We start from the raw sequence: 18,213 nt of genomic DNA, 5'->3' as shown, positions 1-18,213 counted from the left end.
CGCCGAAACGGCTCCCGCACACCCACCGCGGGGTGGTGAGAGGAAGTCGGTACTGTGCCCGTACCGACAGGTGGAGGGGACAGCGATGGAGAAGCAGCGCAGCCGGGGGCGGTGGGGCTGGCGGGCCGCGATCGCCGCGGTGCTGATCGGGTGGCTGGTGCTCGGGGCGATCGGCGGCCCGAACGTCGGCAAACTGAGTGAGGTCCAGGAGAACGACAACGCCAACTTCCTCCCGAAGCAGGCCGAGTCCACCCTCGTCGCCAACGAGTCGGCGAAGTTCGTCGACTCCAAGGCCCTGCCGTACTTCGTCCTGATCGAGCGCGATTCCGGGATCACCCCCGCCGACCTGGCCGCGGCGAACGCCTTCCTGACCAAGGTCCCGACGCTCGACCTCGGCAACGGGAGGACGATCGGCGACTACCTGGCCGCGCCGGCCAAGACGGTGATCCCGTCGGAGGACAAGAAGGCCCTGCTGCTCACGGTCGAACTCGACGGCGACCGCGCCGACGAGGTGGTCAAGTCCGGTGAGACGGTCCTCTTCGCGGTCGCCGACACCATGCGCACCGACATCAAACAAGACCTCACACCTACTGGTCTGACCGTCTACGTGACCGGACCGGGCGGCGTCTTCGCGGACTTCGTGGTGGCGTTCAGCGGGATCGACGGAATCCTGCTCGGGGTCGCGCTCGCCGTCGTGTTCGTCATCCTGCTGATCGTCTACCGCAGCCCGATCCTGCCGATCGCCGTTCTGCTCACCGCGGTGTTCGGTCTCGCCCTCGCCGCGCTCGTCGTCTACCCGCTGGCGAAGAACGGCACCCTCGAACTGAACGGCCAGAGTCAGGGCATCCTGTTCATCCTCGTCGTCGGCGCATCGACGGACTACGCGCTGCTGCTGGTCTCGCGGTACAAGGAAGAACTGCACGACTTCGAGAGCAAGTACGACGCGATGCGGGTCGCGTGGCGTGCGGCGGTCGAGCCGATCGCGGCCAGCGCGGCAACGGTCATCCTGGGTCTGCTCTGCCTCCTGCTGTCCCAGCTCGGCAGCACGAAGGGCCTCGGGCCGGTCGGCGCGATCGGGATCGCCGGTGCGCTGGTCGCGTCGATGACCTTCCTGCCCGCGATCCTGCTCGCGTTCGGCCGCCGGATCTTCTGGCCGTCGATCCCGCGCCTCGACCACGTCCACGCGCGCGACCAGGTCGGCGGCCGGAAACTCTGGGGCCGCGTCTCCGGTCTGGTCGGCCGCCGGCCGCGCCGGGTCTGGGTGATCACGGCGCTCGCGCTGCTGGCGTGTGCGTCGTTCCTGCCGACCTTCAAAGCCAGCGGTATCTCGCAGGAGGACCTGTTCCTGGACAAGGTCGAGTCCGTCACCGGCCAGCAGGAGCTCGCGAAACACTTCGACGCGGGCGCCGGTACGCCGGTGCAGATCCTGACTCCGGTCGCCCAGGCCGACCAGGTGGTGCAGACCACCGCCAAGGTCGACGGCGTCGGTACGGCGTCTGCCTCGCCGGCACCCGGCGTACCGCCGAAAGTTGTCGATGGCAAGGTCTTGGTCCAAGCCACGCTGAAGGTGCCGGCCGACTCCCCGGACGCGACCAAGGTGGTCCAGCATCTGCGCACCGAGCTCGACAAGATCAGCCCGGACATCCTCGTCGGCGGCAACACCGCGATCAACCTGGACGTCCTCGACGCCAGCAAACGCGACCTGCGGGTGATCATCCCGTCCATCCTGGCGGTGATCTTCATCGTGCTGATGCTGTTGCTGCGCTCGCTGGTCGCGGCGGTCCTGCTGGTGATCGCGAACGTGCTGTCGTTCACCGCCACGGTCGGGGTGAGCGCGCTCGCCTTCAACCACCTCTTCAAGTTCCCCGGGGCGGACCCGAGCATCCCGCTGTACGGGTTCGTCTTCCTGGTTGCCCTAGGCATCGACTACTCGATCTTCCTGATGACGCGGGTGCGGGAGGAATCCCAGGAACACGGCACCAGACCCGGCATCCTGGTCGGCCTGGCCGTCACCGGAGGCGTGATCACCTCCGCCGGCGTCGTCCTGGCAGCCACGTTCTCGGCCCTCGCCGTACTCCCCATCCTCTTCCTGGTCCAAATAGCGTTCATGGTCGCCTTCGGCGTCCTCCTGGACACCACGATCGTCAGATCCCTCCTGGTCCCCTCCCTCGCCTACGACATCGGCCGAAAGGTCTGGTGGCCGAGCAAACTCGACTAGGAGTGCGCATGCGGTTTGTCGTGCTTGGGGAGATCGGGGTCGCGGATCACGAGGCCGATCTGGGGCATCTGCGGCAGCGGTCCGTGCTGGCAGCGTTGCTGGTCGAGCCGGGGCGTCCCGTACCGACCGAGGTGCTGGTGGATCGGGTCTGGAGTGCGGACGCACCGCGCCGGGATCGTGAGACCTTGTATGCGTACCTGTCCCGCCTCCGCCGAGTGCTCGGCGACGTCCTCGTCCGTACGTCGGGTGGCTACCAGGCCGACGTATCACCCGACTCCATCGACATGCATCGCTTCCGCACCCTCCGGGACGAGGGCACCGTCAGCTCGCTGAGGGCGGCACTGGACCTCTGGCAGGGCGAACCGTTCGCGGGTGTGGACACTCCGTGGTTCGCCGACCAGCGCGAACGGTTGCTCGGCGAACGCTTCAGCGCCGAACTCGACCTCGTCGACCGCCGACTCGAGCTCGGCGAACACGACCAACTCCTTCCCGATCTTCGCAGTCGCGCGCAGGCACATCCGCTGGACGAACGCGTCGCCGGCCAGTTGATCGACGCACTCCACCGGTCCGGCCGTACGGCGGAGGCACTCGACCAGTACGACCGCGTCCGCAAGATCCTCGCCACCGAGCTCGGCATCGCTCCGTCCGCCACGCTCAGGCAACTGCGCCAACGACTTCTGGAGACACCAGCCGCCGGACCGATCCCCCGCCAGCTCCCGGCCGCGCCCGCCATGTTCAGCGGCCGGACCGAAGCACTCGACCAGCTCACCGCGGTCCTCTCCACCGAGAGCGTGGCCGCGGTCAGCGGGACCGGCGGCGTCGGCAAGACCTCGTTGGTGCTGCACTGGGCACACAGCAAGACCGACGAGTTCCCGGACGGCCAGCTCTTCATCGACCTTCGCGGCTTCGACCCGACCGACGACCCGCTCCCGGCCGAGACCGCGCTGACCGCCTTCCTGCACGCACTCGGAGCGCCCAGTACGACGATTGCCGCCGACAACCAGACCAGAGCCGGGGCCTACCGCACTCTGGTCGCCGGCAAGCGGATGCTGATCGTGTTGGACAACGCGATCGACAGTGCGCAGGTCGTACCGCTTCTGCCCGGCAGTCCGAGCTGTGCGGTCATCGTGACCAGCAGGAGCCGACTTGACGGGCTCTTGGTCCAGCAATCCGCCGTACTGGTCGATCTCGACGTTCTGACGCCGACCGAGGCCGAGCAGGTGCTGACACGCCGGATCGACCCAGATCGTCGTACCGGAGAGCCGGAGGCCTTCGCCGAGTTGCTGGCGCACTGCGGTGGACTCCCACTGGCGTTGGCGATCATCGCTGCGCGGGCGGGCTCGCGTCCGGACTTCCCGCTGAGCACCCTGGCCGAGGAACTGCGCGAATCCCGTCTCGACGCGTTGAGCACCGGCGAACTGACGGCGAGCCTGCGCAGTGTCTTCGCCACGTCGTACCGCGGCTTGAGTCCTGATGAGGCGGAGGTGTTCGTGCTGATGGCGCTCGCGCCCGGACCGGAGATCGGCATCACCGTGATCGCCGGGTTGACCGACCGTCCGGTGCCGCAGGTCCGCTCGATCCTGCATCGGCTGGAGAGCGCACATCTGATCAACCAGCCCGCACCGAACCGCTACAGCATCCACGACCTGGCCAGGCACTACGCGCTGGAGCAACACGACCCGGTGCTGCATCGAGACGCCATCCAACGACTGATCGACCATTACCTCTTCAGCGCCCTCAACGCGAGCCAACTGCTCGCACCGAACCGTCCGATGCAGCAGCTCGATCCGCCCAGTCCCGGGAGCCGCCCGCTCGAGTTCCCGGACCGGGATGCCGCCCAGCTCTGGCTGGACGCCGAACACGCCTGCATCCTCGCTGGGCAACGCTTGGCCGCGACCGAGGGACTGCACAACCGCGTGTGGCAACTGGCGTGGGTCCTCAACACCTACCAGAACCGGCGTGGCCATCAGACGGCGCAACTGGTGAGCTGGGAGCGTGCTCTGGCCTCCGTCCCCTATCTGAGCGACCCGGCGGTGCAAGCGCTCGTGTTGCGCTTCCTCGGCCGGATCTACGGGCGGGTCGGTCGGTACGAAGAGTCGCTGCGGGTTCTCCACGAAGCACTCCAGTACGCCGAGCGCGACGGCTCTCCGCTCGTGCTCGGACATTCCCATCAGGCGCTCGCCGCGGCGTACGAGCGGCATGGCGAGTACGACAAGGCGTTGCGGCACGCGCTGGAACACCTCGTCTACTACCGCGAGCTGAACCCGGTCTGGTACGCCGACGCACTCAACTTCACCGGTTGGCTCTACGCCCTGGCCGGCCGCTACGCCGAGGGCGAACCGTACTGCCAGGAGGCCGTCGACATCTTCCTCGCCGCCGGAGACCCCAGCGGCGAGGCTGTCGCCACGGACAGCCTCGCCTACATCGCACACCACGACGGCAGATACGAAGAGGCGGCCGAACGCTACAAGCATGCGATCAGGCTCTTCCGTGAGACCGGCAGCCCGTACTACCTGGCGAACTCGTTGGAGCGCCTCGGCCACACCGAATTGGCCCTGGGCGATCCGGACGCGGCCCGCGCGGAGTGGCAGGAAGCCGTGGAGTTGCTGAAGCCCCAGCGCCGCCAGGAAGACATCGAACGGATCGAACAGAACCTGTCCGAGCTCTGATCACATCCGTTACCCTCCCGAGCAGGGGGTCGACGAAGTGAGGAGCCTGATGACAGACACCGCACGGACTGACCACGGAACATTCGCTCTACCCACCAAGAACCTGCCCGCACCACAGGTCCGCGACCTGCCCGAACCACCGACGACGACCTGGAAGATCATCGGACCGGGCATGGTCGGCGCCGGAGTCGGACTGGCCTCGGGTGAGTTCATTCTCTGGCCGTACATCTCCAGCCAGGTCGGCCTGGTGTTCCTCTGGGGCGCCGTCGTCGGCGTCGTGGTCCAGTGGTTCCTGAACATGGAGATCGAGCGGTACACGCTGGCAACTGGTGAGACAGCGTTGACCGGCTTCAACCGCTACGGCAAGCACTGGGGTTTGTTCTTCGCGATCATGACCTACTTCGCGAATCTCTGGCCTGGTTGGGCCACCAGCTCGGCGAGCATGCTCACGTACCTGTTCGGGGCCGGCGATCCGCGCTGGATCGCGATCGGCATCCTGCTGCTGATCGGGGTGATCCTCACCTTCGCGCCGGTGGTCTACGTGATGCTCGAGCGGTTGATCGCGGTCAAGATCGCCGCGGTCGCGCTGCTCGTCGTCCTCGCACTGATCTTCGCCATCCGCGGGAAGACGTACGGCGCTCTCGGCGACGCGGTCACGCATCCGCAGTTCCCGTCCGAGCAGCTCGGATTCGCCCTGATCATGGGTGCGATCGCGTACGCCGGTGCCGGCGGCGGCCAGAATCTCGTGCAGAGCAACTGGATCCGCGACAAGGGTTTCGGCATGGGTGTGCACGTGCCGCGGCTGACCTCACCGGTGACCGGCGAGACCGAGGCCGACCCGACCGCCAACGGCTACGTCTTCACGCCCGACGACGCGAACCTGTCGCGGTGGAAGCGCTGGTGGCGATTCGCGAACATCGAGCAGCTCGCGACGTTCGTGGCGATCACCGTGCTGACGATCGTCTTCACGTCGATGCTCGCGCACGCGACGCTGTTCGGCGACAGCAACGTCAAGAACAGCATCGGCTTCCTGAAGATCGAGGGAACGACGCTGCAGTCGGTCGTCGGCGGCTGGTTCGGCTACCTGTTCTGGGCGATCGGTGCGTTCGCGCTCTTCGCGGCCGCGGCCGGCATCGTCGACTACACCTCGCGACTGGCCTCGGACATGATCAAGGCGCGCTACCTCCGCACGTCGAAGGTGACCGAGTCCAAGCTGTACTTCTGGCTGGTCTGGGGATTGGTTGCCTTCGGCATCCTCGTGCTACTGGTCGGGGTGACCCAGCCCCTGGTCCTGCTGGTCATCTCCGCCTGCACCGCCGGCACGATGATGTTCGTGTACTCCGGTCTGCTCTGGTGGCTGAACTCACGGGCACTCCCGCGGGCCATCCGCATCACCACCTGGCGATCCGCCGTCCTGGCCTTTTCGTTCCTGGCCTTCGGCTTCCTCGCCGTCTTCACCCTGATCGACCAGGTCAAGAAGCTCTAGGGCCGAAAGGCAGTGAAGCGCCGTTCGCGGTGGTGAAGAGGGAATAGACGGACGTGGTGGCGGTCAGGAAGAGACGGTTCCGCTTCGGGCCGCCCCACACCAGGTTGGAGACGGTCTCCGGGACGAGCAGCTTGCCGAGCAGGGTGCCGTCCGGGTGATAGATGTGTACGCCGTCGCCCGCCGACGCCCAGACCCTGCCCTCGGTGTCGATCCGGATCCCGTCGAAGGCGCCGACCCCGGCCTCGGCGAACAGCTCACCACCGGAGATCGTGTCGCCGTCGACCCGGAAGACGCGCATCGTCGCCTCTTCCGTGTCGGTGATGTAGAGCAACGACTCGTCCGGCGAGAAGGCCAGGCCGTTCGGCCGGTTGAAGTCGTCCGCGACTCGGGTCAGCGCGCCGTCCGGCGCAACCCGGTAGACATGGCAACCACCCGTCTCGATCGCGCCCTTGTAGCCCTCGTAGTCGCTGTCGATGCCGTACGCCGGATCCGTGAACCAGACCGAGCCGTCGCGCTTCACGACGACATCATTCGGGCTGTTCAACCGCTTCCCGTCGTACTCCGACGCCAGCACGGTGACCGCGCCGTGGTGCTCGGTCCGGGTGACGCGGCGGTTGCCATGCTCGCAGCTGACCAGCCGTCCCTCGGTGTCGAGGGTGTGGCCGTTGGTGTTCCCGGCCGGCTGCCGGAAGACCGAGACCTGGTACGACGTCTCGTCCCAGCGCAAGATGCGGTCGTTCGGGATGTCGCTCCAGAGCAGGTACCGCCCGGCCGGTGAGTAGACGGGACCTTCGACCCAGCGCCCGCCGGTCCACAGCCGCTCGAGCCGCGAGTCCCCGCGAATCCCCTCGAAGCGATCGTCCAGCTTCTCCCACTCCGCCGGAACGCTCCCTGCCAACGGTTCGAGAATCCCCGTCATCACCACTCCTCGCGAGCTCGCCTGCACGTCACCGATGAGCCTATGCGGTCGGCCCGTGAGCCGCTCGGCACCCGGCTCTGGCGCCTGCTCGGAGCGGGCGGCGGAGGCGGGTGTGAGGAACGCCGTACTCGCGGAAGGGGCGGTTGACCCTAGACTCGGGCTGGCCGAAGGGAGTCAGCTGTGTCCGACAGCAAGCAGATCACCAAGGTCCTGGTCGCCAACCGGGGCGAGATCGCCGTCCGGGTCGTCCGGGCCGCCGCCGACGCGGGGCTGGGCAGCGTTGCCGTGTACGCCGATCAGGACCGCGACGCGCTGTTCGTCCGGCTCGCCGACGAGGCGTACGCGCTGGACGGGTCGACGCCGGCCGACTCCTATCTGAACATCGCGAAGATCATCGACGCCGCGACCCGGTCGGGTGCGGACGCCGTACACCCTGGCTACGGCTTCCTGGCCGAGAACGCCGACTTCGCCCAGGCCGTGATCGACGCCGGGCTGATCTGGATCGGGCCGCCGCCGTCGGCGATCGACTCGCTCGGCGACAAGGTCAAGGCGCGGCACATCGCGGACAAGGTCGGCGCGCCGCAAGTGCCTGGTACGCCGGACCCGGTCGCCAACGCTGATGAGGTGGTCGCGTTCGCGGCGGAATACGGGCTGCCGATCGCGATCAAGGCGGCGTACGGCGGTGGTGGGCGCGGGATGAAGGTCGCGCGGACCATGGAGGAGATCCCGGAGCTGTTCGAGTCCGCGACGCGGGAGGCCGTGTCGGCGTTCGGGCGCGGCGAATGCTTCGTCGAGCGGTACCTGGACAAGCCGCGGCACGTCGAGACCCAGTGCCTGGCCGATGCCCACGGCAACGTTGTGGTCGTGTCGACCCGGGACTGCTCGCTGCAGCGGCGGTATCAGAAGCTGGTCGAGGAGGCGCCCGCGCCGTTCCTGTCTGCCTCTCAGCTCGAGACGCTGTACAAGTCGTCGAAGGCGATTCTGCGCGAGGCCGGGTACGTCGGAGCCGGGACTTGTGAGTTCCTGGTCGGGCAGGACGGGCTGATCTCGTTCCTCGAGGTGAACACGCGGCTGCAGGTCGAGCACCCGGTCTCCGAGGAGGTCACCGGCCTGGACCTGGTCCGGGAGATGTTCCGGATCGCTCAGGGCGAGGAGCTCGGGTACGACGATCCCGAGGTGTCGGGGCACTCGATCGAGTTCCGGATCAACGCCGAGGACGGGGGTCGCGGGTTCCTGCCGGCGCCGGGGACGTTGACCCGCTGGCATCCGCCGTCGGGTCCCGGCGTACGGCTTGATGGCGGTTACGACCAGGGCGAGACCGTGCCGGGTGCTTTTGATTCGTTGATCGCCAAGCTGATCGTGACCGGGCGTGATCGGACCCAGGCGCTGGAGCGGTCGCGCCGGGCGCTGCGGGAGTTCGTGGTCGCGGGCATGCCGACCGTGATCCCGTTCCACGCTGCGGTGGTGTCGGATCCGGCGTTCGTGGGGACCGATGGGTTCAAGGTCCACACTCGCTGGATCGAGACCGAGTACGACAACCAGTTGACGCCGTACGACGGTCCGACCGCCGAGGCACCCGAGGCCGGCGAGCGCGAGAAGGTCACGGTCGAGGTGGGTGGCAAGCGGCTCGAGGTCGTTCTGCCTGCTGGGCTGGGTGCTGTGGCCGGTGGTGGCGCTGGTGCGGTCGCGAAGAAGCGGCCGGCGCGGAAGGCCGGCGGCTCGAAGGGTGCCGCTGCGTCTGGCGACTCACTCACCTCGCCCATGCAGGGCACCATCGTCAAGATCGCCGTCGAGGAAGGCGCGACGGTTGCCGAGGGCGACCTGATCGTGGTCCTCGAGGCCATGAAGATGGAGCAGCCCCTCAACGCCCACAAGTCCGGCACCATCACCGGGCTGACCGCCGAGGTCGGCGCCACCGTCTCCGCCGGCGCGGTCCTCTGCGAGATCAAGGACTAGATCAAGGCGTCCAAGGTCGGCCACGGGGGTCCTTCGCGGAGTGCGCGCAGGAGCTCGTTGCCGAAGTGTCGTCCGTTCGGGAACTGGTCGCCGACGTCCCAGCGCCAGGCTGAGACCATCGCCAGGACGAGCTGCCGGCAGTCGTCCAGCAGTTCTTGGTCGACGCCCGGGTAGTGGTCGCAGACCGCCACGGGAACGTGAGCGAGATCGAACTCGACGGGTCCGCGGCAACAAGTCTCGAAGTCGATGAACAACGGGCCGTTCTTCGTGCTCAGCAGATTGCCCGGATGCGGCTCACCGTGGAGCAGTTGCTCCTCGGCGCCGCGATCGTCGATCGCCGTTCGCAGCTGTCCCAACCTGCCGCCGAGGAACGCACGGTCCGCGTCGCCAAGCTCGGGTGAGAGCTCCCGGTTGGCGACGATCGCCTCCGCCTCCGTCACCCGATCCGTGAACCGCGGGCCGGCCAGGTCGACCTTCCGCATCCCCGCGTGCAGCTGCGCCAGCGCCCCGGCGTACTCAGCTGGTGAAACTTCAGGCGTCACAGGCTCGTAGTAAGTCCACAGCGTGACCGCGAACCCATCCCGCCGATACACCACCGGCTCCACCCGACGCTCCAAAGCTGCCACCGGCGAGCCGATCTCAGCCAGCCGCCGAGCCAACTCAATCTCGAACTCAGCAACCTCTTCCCCCACCGGCGCCACCCGAGCAAACACCTCAGCCGGCCTCAACCGCAACGCCAACTTGTTCGAGTTGTGAAGCACAACCGCCTCATCAACGTCCAGCCCCGCCACCGCAGCAACCGCCTGCGCCGCCCCCACAGCCCGTCCAACCGCATCCCTCTCCACAACCCGGTACGCTACCCCCGGCCCCATCTCCTGTCCCCCGCATTACCCGCGCCTCAGACCCCCACCCCAGACCCCGAGCCATCCGAAGATGTCTCCGTGCACCCTTCAGTAGAAGAATCCTGGGCGTTGATCGCCGCGTGGCTGCGGGAACACATCCCGGCCGCCTTCGACCATCTCCAGCCGCCGGCATCCGCCGAGGCAATCTCCGCCGTACGCGCTGCCATGAATCGCGGACTCCCCGCCGACCTGGTGGCGTGGCTCAGCATCGCCGACGGCTTCACCCACCACGGGTCGTTCGGCAACCTGCTGCCGTTCTTCTTCAATCCGCTGCCGTGCGCCGAGATGCTGCGGGAGCGAGAGGTCTGGCAGTCGGTCTTCGGCACGCGCGAGCGCCGGGGCGACGCCGAGCCGGCCGGCACCTACTCGATGAGTTGGCTGAACTCCTTCCTGCCGATCGCCGAGTCCGGCACCGACGTCAGCCTGTACGTCGACCTCCGCGCCGGCGACCTCTTCGGCTCAGTCGGCAAATTCGACTCCGAATCAGGCACCGACCTCCCCCAATGGACGAGCACCACCGAAATGCTCGCCGACGTAGCCGCCGCCCTCACCCTCGACCAACCCGCCCTCGTCGACCTGGCCAACCGCCGCAGAACAACAGACCCCTACTCCACCCCCGCCGCCTGGAAGCCCTCCCTCGACGAAGGCCAACTCACCTGGACCTCAATCCCCCTGGACCCACCCAATGCCGACTAGCCCGGTAACAGAGTCCTGGAGCTCAATCACCGAGTGGCTGGAAGAGCATGTGCCGTCGGCGGTCGAACATCTTCAGCCGCCTGCGTCGTTCGGTGCGATCTCCAGCTTGCGGGCGGGGATAGGCCGCCGCCTGCCCAACGACCTGCTGGCGTGGGTCAGCGTGAACAACGGCTTCGACGAGCGAGGGCCGTTCGGCAATGTGCTGCCGACTCTCCACACGCCCCTGCCGCTCGAGAAGATGCTGCCTCGGCGGGAGATGCGCCGGGGGACCTACGCGAACCAGGAGCGTCCCGGTGAGCAGCAGCCGGCCGGCACCCCGTCATTCGAGTGGTTGGACGGCTTCCTGCCGATCTCCGACACCGGCACGGACCTCGACCTGGTAGTCGACCTCCGCGACGGCGACCTGAGCGGCTGCGTCGGCGAGTTCGACGCCGAGGCCGGTGGGTTCAATGCGCCGTACTGGCTGAGCATCGCGGAGATGCTTGCTGATGTCGCTCAGGCGCTGACCCACGACCGACCTGCCCTCGTGGACTATGCACGCCGACGAAAGGCGGCATCGCCGTATGCGAAAGCCTCGGTCTGCTGGCCGTACGTCATCGAGGCTGCCGACGACGACGAGTACGACGAACTCCACTGGTCCCACGTCCCCCTGCACGATCAGACGGTGACTGCTGGGGAGTAGGAATACCAGACGGTGGGGGTGGAGGGGACGAAGGCGCGGTAGGCGCGGGAGCGGTTGGTGGTGAGGGTGTATTTGGCTACGCCGGAGGCGTTGGGGGTTACGTAGGCGAGGGTGGACCAGGTCGTCGTCCGACCGGGGTTGCGGTACTGGAGGAGAACGCGGTTCGGCCACGGGAGCTTGCGCATGCGCCTGGCGTTGAAGTAGGTCGTCGCGACGGTCAGATTCGTCGTGACGCCTTTTCGGGTACCGGTCACCGATGGGAAGGACGCGGCCTTGGTCATGGACACGCCGGGTAGCAGGTCCGCAACTATGTGCCCTTTGATGTCATAGCCGTGGCCCTGCGGAATCCACTTGACCGTCAGGCCGAGATTGAACTCGGACGCGAAGAAGAAGCAGGGTTGAGCGCAACCCACGAGATACCACCCGGAGCCACCGTCGGCCACACCGTTCCAGGTGCCGTGGTCGAAGGTTTTCGGGCAGTTGCCGCCGAGTTCGAAGGTCACCGGGGAGTACCTCGAGCTCAGGACGAGCTTGTACGGGACGTCGAAGGAGCACTTCGGCCTCGACTGTACGGCGCCGTCGGCAGCCTGTGCGGGTTGGGCAACCAGCAGGCTGGAAGCGACCAGCCCGGCGGCGAGCACTGCGCGGTATCGCATGATCTTCTCCCCAAACGCTGCGTCCCCCACGGTCGCAGACCCGAATCGAGACTAGCGGGACGCGAGGAGCACGAATAGGGGCGATTAACAGACAGTTCTCAGGTTGGGGCTGTAGGTTCCGTGCAGACATTCCGGTGAGGAGGGTTACTGCATGTCCAAGAAGACCCATCAGCAGCAGCTTGCGCAGCGTAAGGCCAAGCGGGCGCAGGAGCGGGAGGCTGAGCGGCGGCGGCAGCGGAGGAATCTGGCGATCACGATCACGGCGGTCGGGGTTGTCGTCGTGGTGCTGGTCGGTGTCTTCGTGTGGGCGGGGATCGGCGGCGACGACACGCCGGCGGCCAGTAGCACTCCGACCGCGACGGCCGGCCCGGAGAACAAGCCGGCCAGCATCCCGACCGCGATGGCGGCCGCCCCGAAGCGGGCGACCCCGCTTCCGGCCGAGGTGAGCTGCTCGTACAAGAAGACCACCGACCCGGCGGCCAAGCCGGTCAAGGCTCCGGCCGACGGCAAGACCAAAGCGTCGGGTACGTCGAAGGTCAGCCTGGACACGTCGATCGGCGACCTGCAGCTGACGCTGGACAGCGCACTGGCCCCGTGCACGGTGAAGAGCTTCCTCAGCCTGGTCGGGCAGAAGTACTACGACAACACCACGTGCCACCGGCTCACCGTCGGCGAAGGCCTGCAGGTCCTGCAGGTCCTGCAGTGCGGCGACCCGAGCGGCAGCGGAAGCGGCGGACCCGGCTATCAGTTCGCCGACGAGGTCTACCCGACGCTGAAGTACGGCCGCGGGATCCTCGCGATGGCGAACGGCGGCGCCAACACCAACGGCAGCCAGTTCTTCATCGTGTACGGCGACGCCTCGGCGCTCGGCCCGCAGTACACCGCGTTCGGCACGATCGACGAGGCCGGCGTCAAACTCATCGACAAGGTCGCCGAGGCGGGCGTCAGCCCGGTCCAAGGTCCCACCGACGGTACGCCGGTCACTCCGGTCGAAATCAAGACAGCAACCGCAGCAGCCTGAAATATCAGTCGGCCCTCCTGAGCAGGAGGGCCGACTGAATCTCAAGCGAGCAAGCGGTACTTCGACCGAGGCCAGGCCAGCAGCGCCTGGATCTGGGTCATGCCCGACTGTTGCAGCAGCTCTACCGTGCCTTCACGGAAGTGGTAGAGGTTCGTCGCCGGATCACGCGTGGTGTTCCAGTTCAGATCGGCGTACGCCTGCATCGCCTTGCGATAGCGCGGATCCGGGAGCACCGAGTCCAGGATCAGCAGGTTCTTGAACCAGATCGAGTTGAACGCCGCACCCTGCTTGGCCAGCACCGCAGGATCGCTGTAGAACGCCAGAGAGGCATTGGCCACCGACTTCGCGTCCCGCAGGTAGCGCGGATTACCCGTTGCCTTGAACAACAACACCCCAGCGCCGAGCATGACGCCCTGGTTGTAACTCCACTGCGTCTTCTCGACGTTGCCGGCCAGGTCGATGTGGTCCCAGTACAGCCCGTTCGGGGCCAGCATGCAGTCCTGCGCCCACGTGTACATCCGCTGCGCCCACGTCAGATACGACCGATCCCGAGTCAGCAGATAGAGATGCGCACCGAGCTCAGCGCCCGGCCCGTTCGACACCGTATTGCGGTCCTGGCTCCACGGCGCCTGAGTCCAGTAGACCCCGCCGGCGCACGGGTGCGTGGCGTCCGTGTCCCACCCATGCACCACCAACGCGAAGATGTCCTTCGCGCGAGCCAACGCGGCGCGGTCACCAGTCCGCTGGTAGCGCTGGATCAGGTTCAGCCCGATCCACTCGTTGTCGTCGTAGAACTTGTCCCCGCCCTGGCCCAACGGCGGCCGGACATACGAGTCGTAGCCGGTCGGCGTCGTACCGGCGTTCCAGTACGGCTCGTACGCCGCGATCCGCCGGTCGGCCTCGGCCGACGCCTTCCGGCCCGCACCCGGTACACCTGCCAGGTCCTCGGCCGCGATCGCCGCCTGCGAATACGGCCAGACGTACGAGTACGGGTTGGTCTGCGTGTTCGGGTACTCCTCGCGCAGCAGCCCGTTGCTGCCGGCGTCGAAGTACTTGTTGATGGCGTCGTACGACGCTTGCGCACGCGCGGCCTGGTTCGTACCGGCGTCGGCGGCGGTCAGGTGCACCGTCCCGAGGACGGCGACCGCGAGCACCCCGATCGCGATCCGTGTTGATATACCAAATCTGCTGGGCATCGACCTGATCCTCCTGGACGGTGGCAGTTGGGCACGACCTCAGATGACCTGGCTCGACGAGCCAATGACATCGATGTCACGGTTCTAACCGCCGTACCGACACCCCGTCAATGGCTCAGCGACCAGCCGTCTCGGCCGCTGCAGTTGACATACCAACCCCTAGGGTGAGGATCCAGCCGGAGCGCAGATGCAGCTTGCCGCGGAGCTGATCGGCCGAGACCGACCGCGTTCCCTTCGACCCGACCGCCTGGATCGTCAACGCCCGGCCACCGGACGGTCCGACACCGGTCCGCTTCACCACCCGCAGGCTGCGGATCGATCCGACGTCGACGAGCGCCGCCACCTCGGCCGCGGTCCGCGTGACCGTCCAGGTCACGTTGGGATTCCCGTTCCCCGGATAGGCGTCCCAGCCATCCGCCTTCAGCACCTGGTACGGCACGGGGCCGGCCTCGGTCGCCCCGCCGTTCGACGAGGAGAACTCGGCAATGATCGGCTTCCCCTTGTACAGCTGTACCTGCCCAGCCGTGGCCGCGATCGCCGTGGTGGTCGACGCCTGCTCCGAGTCATACCCGCCGTACACCTGGCACGAGGTCGTGTCGCAGAGGTCGTACGCCTTCCGCCCCGCCCTGCTCCGGTGGTAGGTGGCATAGGTGCGGGCGGCAACGGCCTGCGCCTGCAGGGCCGCCGGACGCCAGGTATACAAGGCTTCCTCGGGTACGACACCACGCAGATACAGATCCAGCGACACCACATTGACCGTGTCCAGATGCTTGCCGGCGACATCGATCGCCCGGAGCAGACCGCGATACCGGCGGACCGCTCCGCTCGGCAGGATCAGCCCGATCACGGCCGCGCCCTCGAACTGGGTCATGCCGGTGAACGTCTTCCACAGCGTCCACTTGCGGGTCTTCGCGTCGAACGAACTCACCTTGCTGCCGTGGTCGCCGTACGGATCGATCGACCACTGGTTCCGGGTCGATGCCTTGGGTAACGGATAGACCTTGTCGGTGACGAGATCCCGCACCGCCAGATGGTTCACGGTGCCGACCCGAACGCCGTCGGTGGTGTCCGAACTGATCCGGACCCGGACATTGCCCGTCAGCTTCCCGACCGTCGTGCCCGGGTAGTAGAAGGTGAGGATCTGCTGGGCCGACTTCCCGGCGATGGCCGCGCCCTGTGCGCCGTACTGCGACATCCCGCGACCGTGGCCGAATCCCCTGCCACTGATGGAGATGTCGGGCGCCGCCGCCGACGCGGACGGCTTGCTCTCCTGAGCCGACGCGGTCGCGCTGATCAGAGCGGATGACAGGATAATCGCAGCAATCAGACGCTTCTTCACGACGCTCTCCCGTACTTGACGTAGACCTTGCCCTGGCTGGAGATCAACCAGCCCCGCTGGAACTTCTGCTTCGAGCCGCCCTTGACCCGGTACGCCTCGCTGACCGGCAGCCCGAGGCGCGCACTGCCCGCGCCGAGCTTCCGGAACCGGCTCCGGAACGCTCCGACCGTCGAATGGGTGCCGCTGGCAACGGAGTAGAAGACGTCCCGGTTGGTGAAGTACGTCGCCCACCCGGTCCTCGTCGGATGCTCGCCCCAGAAGGGTTGTCCGACCACCTGGAAGCCGAGATCGTGCGCGTACCGGTAGATCGGCGTCGAGACGCTGCGACCGATCAAGGTGTAGACCCGTTGCTTCAGCCAACCGAGCTTGTTGTAGAGCTGTTGCCCTGGGCACGCGGTCGCTTTGGTGTCGCGATGCCCGGAGACGGCGTGCAACTTGGCGCCGTCCAGCACAATAGTTGCCAACGGCGACCGATAGTTCGCGTCCAGCTTCCAGGCGATCACCCGGGCCGTTGTCTCCAGCATCGCCGGCGGCGGCGCGACCTTCTCGAAGTTGCCGATCAGCGCGACACCGAACGAATTCGCGTTGTAGGACGCGGTGTGCGCGCCGAGCACCGGCAGTTGGGCTCCGCCGTACCTGCCCTCGAAGGCGCGGCCGAAACGGTCGACCAGGAAGTTGTAGCCGAGGTCGCACCAGCCGCGGCTCTTCACGTGGTACGTGTACATCGCCCGCACCATCGCCGGAACCTGCCTGGGCGTGTAGTCGTTGCGATCCGCGGTGTGGTGGACGAACGCGGCCCGCACGGTGGTCGTGTACTTCGGCCGCAGGCACGCGCGGCCGTTGACCCCGCGCAGTCGCTCGTCCGCACCCCACCGCTTGCGGCTGTACATCACCGGCATCGGGTACGGCGCTCTCGTGGCCGCGGGCCGGATCACGTCGGGCAGGTCGTCGGCATCGGTCGCCAGGACGCCGGGCTGGATCAGGACCACCTTCGCGCCGCTGATCGTCGTACCGGCGTTGGTCACGGCACTGGCCTGCACACCGGTCGCATCGCCGACCCACAACGGCTCGGTCCCGGCGCGCTCTCTTCCTTCCAGGGCACTGCCTTCAGGGACTGATGGATCGGGCCCGTGGCCGTCCTCGATCTGCAGCGGCTGCCAATCGGTCCATTGGCCGGAACGCTCGACGCGCACCTTGGCCGTGACGGCGCCAATGCCTTCGGGCCACGTGATACCGACCATCGCAAAGGGTTTGGTCTCGGCCTGCACCGAGGGCCCGTCGAGCGCAATCTCCTGGTAGGTCACCGAGCTGTCCGTACTGACCTCAGCCGGGTGGGACGGGACGAGCGCAACGGCGGTCAGGACTAGGGGAAGTAGACGGGAGGTCCTGCTCATGAGCCAGCCTTCCGGCGGGGGTACGTCGGTTCGCTGGGCGGCGCTCATCGATTATGCGCGCTCGGTGACGGCATTCGGGGTATTGCGTCACCCTGCGTGGCGTCTCATCTTGCGGGGTTGGATAGGCTGCCTAGAAAGCCCCGAAATGAAGAGGCCGACATGACTTACATCCTGATCATCGCAGTCGTGGTGATCGCGGTTCTGGCGTACCGCTCGTACCGCCGGACCCAGCTGCAGACGCGGAAGCGGCACGAGATCACCGCCGCCGAGCTCGAATCGGTGAAGCGCACCGCCGACGAGGACATCACCCGGTTCGGCGAGGAGCTGCAGGACCTCGACCTGGAGATGGTCGGCAAGGATCTCGGCGACGGCGCGCGGCAGGACTACCAGCGTGCGCTGGACTCCTACGAGTCGGCCAAGCAGGCTGTCGGCCAGGTCACCCAGGCCGACCAGATCAAGCACGTCATCGAGATCCTCGAAGACGGTCGGTATGCCGCGGCCTGCGTGAAGGCCCGGGTCAACGGCGAACCGCTGCCGCAGCGTCGCCCGGCCTGCTTCTTCAACCCGCAGCACGGCCCTTCGGTCGAGGACGTGATGTGGTCGCCGCCCGGTGGCGCGCCGCGGGAGGTGCCGGCGTGCGCGGCCGACGCCGAGCGGGTCAAGGCCGGCGCCGACCCGGACATCCGCAAGGTCATGGTCGGCCCGCAGCGAGTTCCGTACTGGGAGGCCGGGCCGGCCTATTCGCCGTACGCGCAGGGCATGTTCGGTGGCATCGGCGGGATCGCGACCGGCCTGTTCCTCGGTACGGCGCTGGGCGGCATGTTCAACGGCGGTGGGTACGGCGACTACGCCGCGGGCTACGAGGCCGGTCAGAACGACGGCGGTGACGGTGGCGACGGCGGCGGAGACGGCGGCGGCGGCGGCGGAGACGGCGGCGGCGGCGATTTCAACATGGGCGACAGCGGAGGCGGAGACTCCGGCGGCTGGGACTTCGGCGGCGGCGACTTCGGCGGCGGAGACTTCTGACTCGAGCTGACACAGAGCCCCGGCGACCCCACGGGCGCCGGGGCTCGGTGCAT

General features: G+C 67.3%; 14 protein-coding genes. 8 read left to right on the top strand and 6 right to left on the bottom strand.

Annotated elements, in window-relative coordinates; genetic code table 11:
• Window positions 1–85 precede the first annotated feature (85 nt).
• From ACWF4Z_RS30430 to ACWF4Z_RS30420, 3 genes are read left to right on the top strand one after another with little or no spacing between them, the layout of a single operon-like run.
• Complete coding sequence (locus ACWF4Z_RS30430) at window positions 86–2,218, top strand: MMPL family transporter (protein WP_452246602.1); 2,133 nt, start codon at window positions 86–88, stop codon at window positions 2,216–2,218.
• Window positions 2,219–2,226: 8 nt separating this feature from the next.
• The gene (locus ACWF4Z_RS30425; protein ID WP_452246601.1) at window positions 2,227–4,887 is read left to right on the top strand and encodes a BTAD domain-containing putative transcriptional regulator; all 2,661 of its coding nucleotides are present in this window, start codon (window positions 2,227–2,229) and stop codon (window positions 4,885–4,887) included.
• Between the two features lie 49 nt (window positions 4,888–4,936).
• Window positions 4,937–6,373: an Nramp family divalent metal transporter gene (locus tag ACWF4Z_RS30420; RefSeq protein WP_452246600.1), complete on the top strand. Its 1,437-nt coding sequence runs from the start codon at window positions 4,937–4,939 to the stop codon at window positions 6,371–6,373.
• Here the strand turns inward: ACWF4Z_RS30420 and ACWF4Z_RS30415 are convergent.
• Window positions 6,360–7,292 carry an SMP-30/gluconolactonase/LRE family protein gene (locus tag ACWF4Z_RS30415; RefSeq protein WP_452246599.1) on the bottom strand — a complete coding sequence of 311 codons (933 nt, stop codon included), beginning with the start codon at window positions 7,290–7,292 and terminating at the stop codon, window positions 6,360–6,362. The genes ACWF4Z_RS30420 and ACWF4Z_RS30415 overlap by 14 nt on opposite strands.
• Window positions 7,293–7,472: 180 nt before the next feature.
• Here ACWF4Z_RS30415 and ACWF4Z_RS30410 point away from each other — a divergent pair, with 180 nt between their 5' ends.
• Window positions 7,473–9,248 (top strand): acetyl/propionyl/methylcrotonyl-CoA carboxylase subunit alpha, encoded by a 1,776-nt coding sequence (locus tag ACWF4Z_RS30410; RefSeq protein ID WP_452246598.1) that lies wholly within the window; start codon window positions 7,473–7,475, stop codon window positions 9,246–9,248.
• Here ACWF4Z_RS30410 and ACWF4Z_RS30405 read toward each other — a convergent pair.
• Window positions 9,245–10,093 carry a phosphotransferase gene (locus tag ACWF4Z_RS30405; RefSeq protein ID WP_452246597.1) on the bottom strand — a complete coding sequence of 283 codons (849 nt, stop codon included), beginning with the start codon at window positions 10,091–10,093 and terminating at the stop codon, window positions 9,245–9,247. The genes ACWF4Z_RS30410 and ACWF4Z_RS30405 overlap by 4 nt on opposite strands.
• Before the next feature lie 96 nt (window positions 10,094–10,189).
• Here ACWF4Z_RS30405 and ACWF4Z_RS30400 point away from each other — a divergent pair, with 96 nt between their 5' ends.
• The gene (locus ACWF4Z_RS30400; protein ID WP_452246596.1) at window positions 10,190–10,846 is read left to right on the top strand and encodes an SMI1/KNR4 family protein; all 657 of its coding nucleotides are present in this window, start codon (window positions 10,190–10,192) and stop codon (window positions 10,844–10,846) included.
• On the top strand, window positions 10,836–11,528 hold the full coding sequence (locus ACWF4Z_RS30395; protein WP_452246595.1) for a hypothetical protein: 693 nt from the start codon (window positions 10,836–10,838) through the stop codon (window positions 11,526–11,528). Before ACWF4Z_RS30400 ends, ACWF4Z_RS30395 begins: the two co-directional genes overlap by 11 nt.
• Here the strand turns inward: ACWF4Z_RS30395 and ACWF4Z_RS30390 are convergent.
• Entirely contained in the window at window positions 11,504–12,184 is a 681-nt protein-coding gene (locus ACWF4Z_RS30390; protein ID WP_452246594.1) for a hypothetical protein, read from the bottom strand. The two genes, ACWF4Z_RS30395 and ACWF4Z_RS30390, sit on opposite strands and share 25 nt — an antisense overlap.
• 151 nt (window positions 12,185–12,335) lie before the next feature.
• Between ACWF4Z_RS30390 and ACWF4Z_RS30385 the strand changes: the two genes are divergently transcribed.
• On the top strand, window positions 12,336–13,205 hold the full coding sequence (locus ACWF4Z_RS30385) for a peptidylprolyl isomerase (RefSeq protein ID WP_452246593.1): 870 nt from the start codon (window positions 12,336–12,338) through the stop codon (window positions 13,203–13,205).
• A gap of 41 nt (window positions 13,206–13,246) precedes the next feature.
• Here the strand turns inward: ACWF4Z_RS30385 and ACWF4Z_RS30380 are convergent, their stop codons facing one another.
• From ACWF4Z_RS30380 to ACWF4Z_RS30370, 3 genes are all read right to left on the bottom strand, one after another.
• Entirely contained in the window at window positions 13,247–14,401 is a 1,155-nt protein-coding gene (locus ACWF4Z_RS30380; RefSeq protein ID WP_452246592.1) for a glycoside hydrolase family 76 protein, read from the bottom strand.
• A gap of 115 nt (window positions 14,402–14,516) precedes the next feature.
• Window positions 14,517–15,740 (bottom strand): SpoIID/LytB domain-containing protein, encoded by a 1,224-nt coding sequence (locus ACWF4Z_RS30375; RefSeq protein ID WP_452246591.1) that lies wholly within the window; start codon window positions 15,738–15,740, stop codon window positions 14,517–14,519.
• The gene (locus ACWF4Z_RS30370; RefSeq protein ID WP_452246590.1) at window positions 15,737–17,134 is read right to left on the bottom strand and encodes an N-acetylmuramoyl-L-alanine amidase; all 1,398 of its coding nucleotides are present in this window, start codon (window positions 17,132–17,134) and stop codon (window positions 15,737–15,739) included. Before ACWF4Z_RS30370 ends, ACWF4Z_RS30375 begins: the two co-directional genes overlap by 4 nt.
• 159 nt (window positions 17,135–17,293) lie before the next feature.
• Here ACWF4Z_RS30370 and ACWF4Z_RS30365 point away from each other — a divergent pair, with 159 nt between their 5' ends.
• A complete protein-coding gene (locus ACWF4Z_RS30365; RefSeq protein ID WP_452246589.1) occupies window positions 17,294–18,160 on the top strand; it encodes a hypothetical protein in 867 nt (288 codons plus the stop codon).
• The last annotated feature ends 53 nt before the right edge of the window (window positions 18,161–18,213 follow it).

The sequence above is a fragment of the Kribbella sp. NPDC055071 genome (assembly GCF_053608045.1).
Note: the sequence above shows the minus strand (reverse complement) of the source record. Positions and strands in the feature narration are given on the sequence as shown.

Bases quoted from the DNA above. Each gene is read 5' to 3' on its own strand.
- ACWF4Z_RS30430 (WP_452246602.1), top strand. From the start codon at position 86: ATGGAGAAGCAGCGCAGCCGGGGGCGGTGGGGCTGGCGGGCCGCGATC.
- ACWF4Z_RS30425 (WP_452246601.1), top strand. From the start codon at position 2,227: ATGCGGTTTGTCGTGCTTGGGGAGATCGGGGTCGCGGATCACGAGGCC.
- ACWF4Z_RS30420 (WP_452246600.1), top strand. From the start codon at position 4,937: ATGACAGACACCGCACGGACTGACCACGGAACATTCGCTCTACCCACC.
- ACWF4Z_RS30415 (WP_452246599.1), bottom strand. From the start codon at position 7,292: ATGACGGGGATTCTCGAACCGTTGGCAGGGAGCGTTCCGGCGGAGTGG.
- ACWF4Z_RS30395 (WP_452246595.1), top strand. From the start codon at position 10,836: ATGCCGACTAGCCCGGTAACAGAGTCCTGGAGCTCAATCACCGAGTGG.
- ACWF4Z_RS30390 (WP_452246594.1), bottom strand. From the start codon at position 12,184: ATGCGATACCGCGCAGTGCTCGCCGCCGGGCTGGTCGCTTCCAGCCTG.
- ACWF4Z_RS30385 (WP_452246593.1), top strand. From the start codon at position 12,336: ATGTCCAAGAAGACCCATCAGCAGCAGCTTGCGCAGCGTAAGGCCAAG.
- ACWF4Z_RS30380 (WP_452246592.1), bottom strand. From the start codon at position 14,401: ATGCCCAGCAGATTTGGTATATCAACACGGATCGCGATCGGGGTGCTC.
- ACWF4Z_RS30370 (WP_452246590.1), bottom strand. From the start codon at position 17,134: ATGAGCAGGACCTCCCGTCTACTTCCCCTAGTCCTGACCGCCGTTGCG.
- ACWF4Z_RS30365 (WP_452246589.1), top strand. From the start codon at position 17,294: ATGACTTACATCCTGATCATCGCAGTCGTGGTGATCGCGGTTCTGGCG.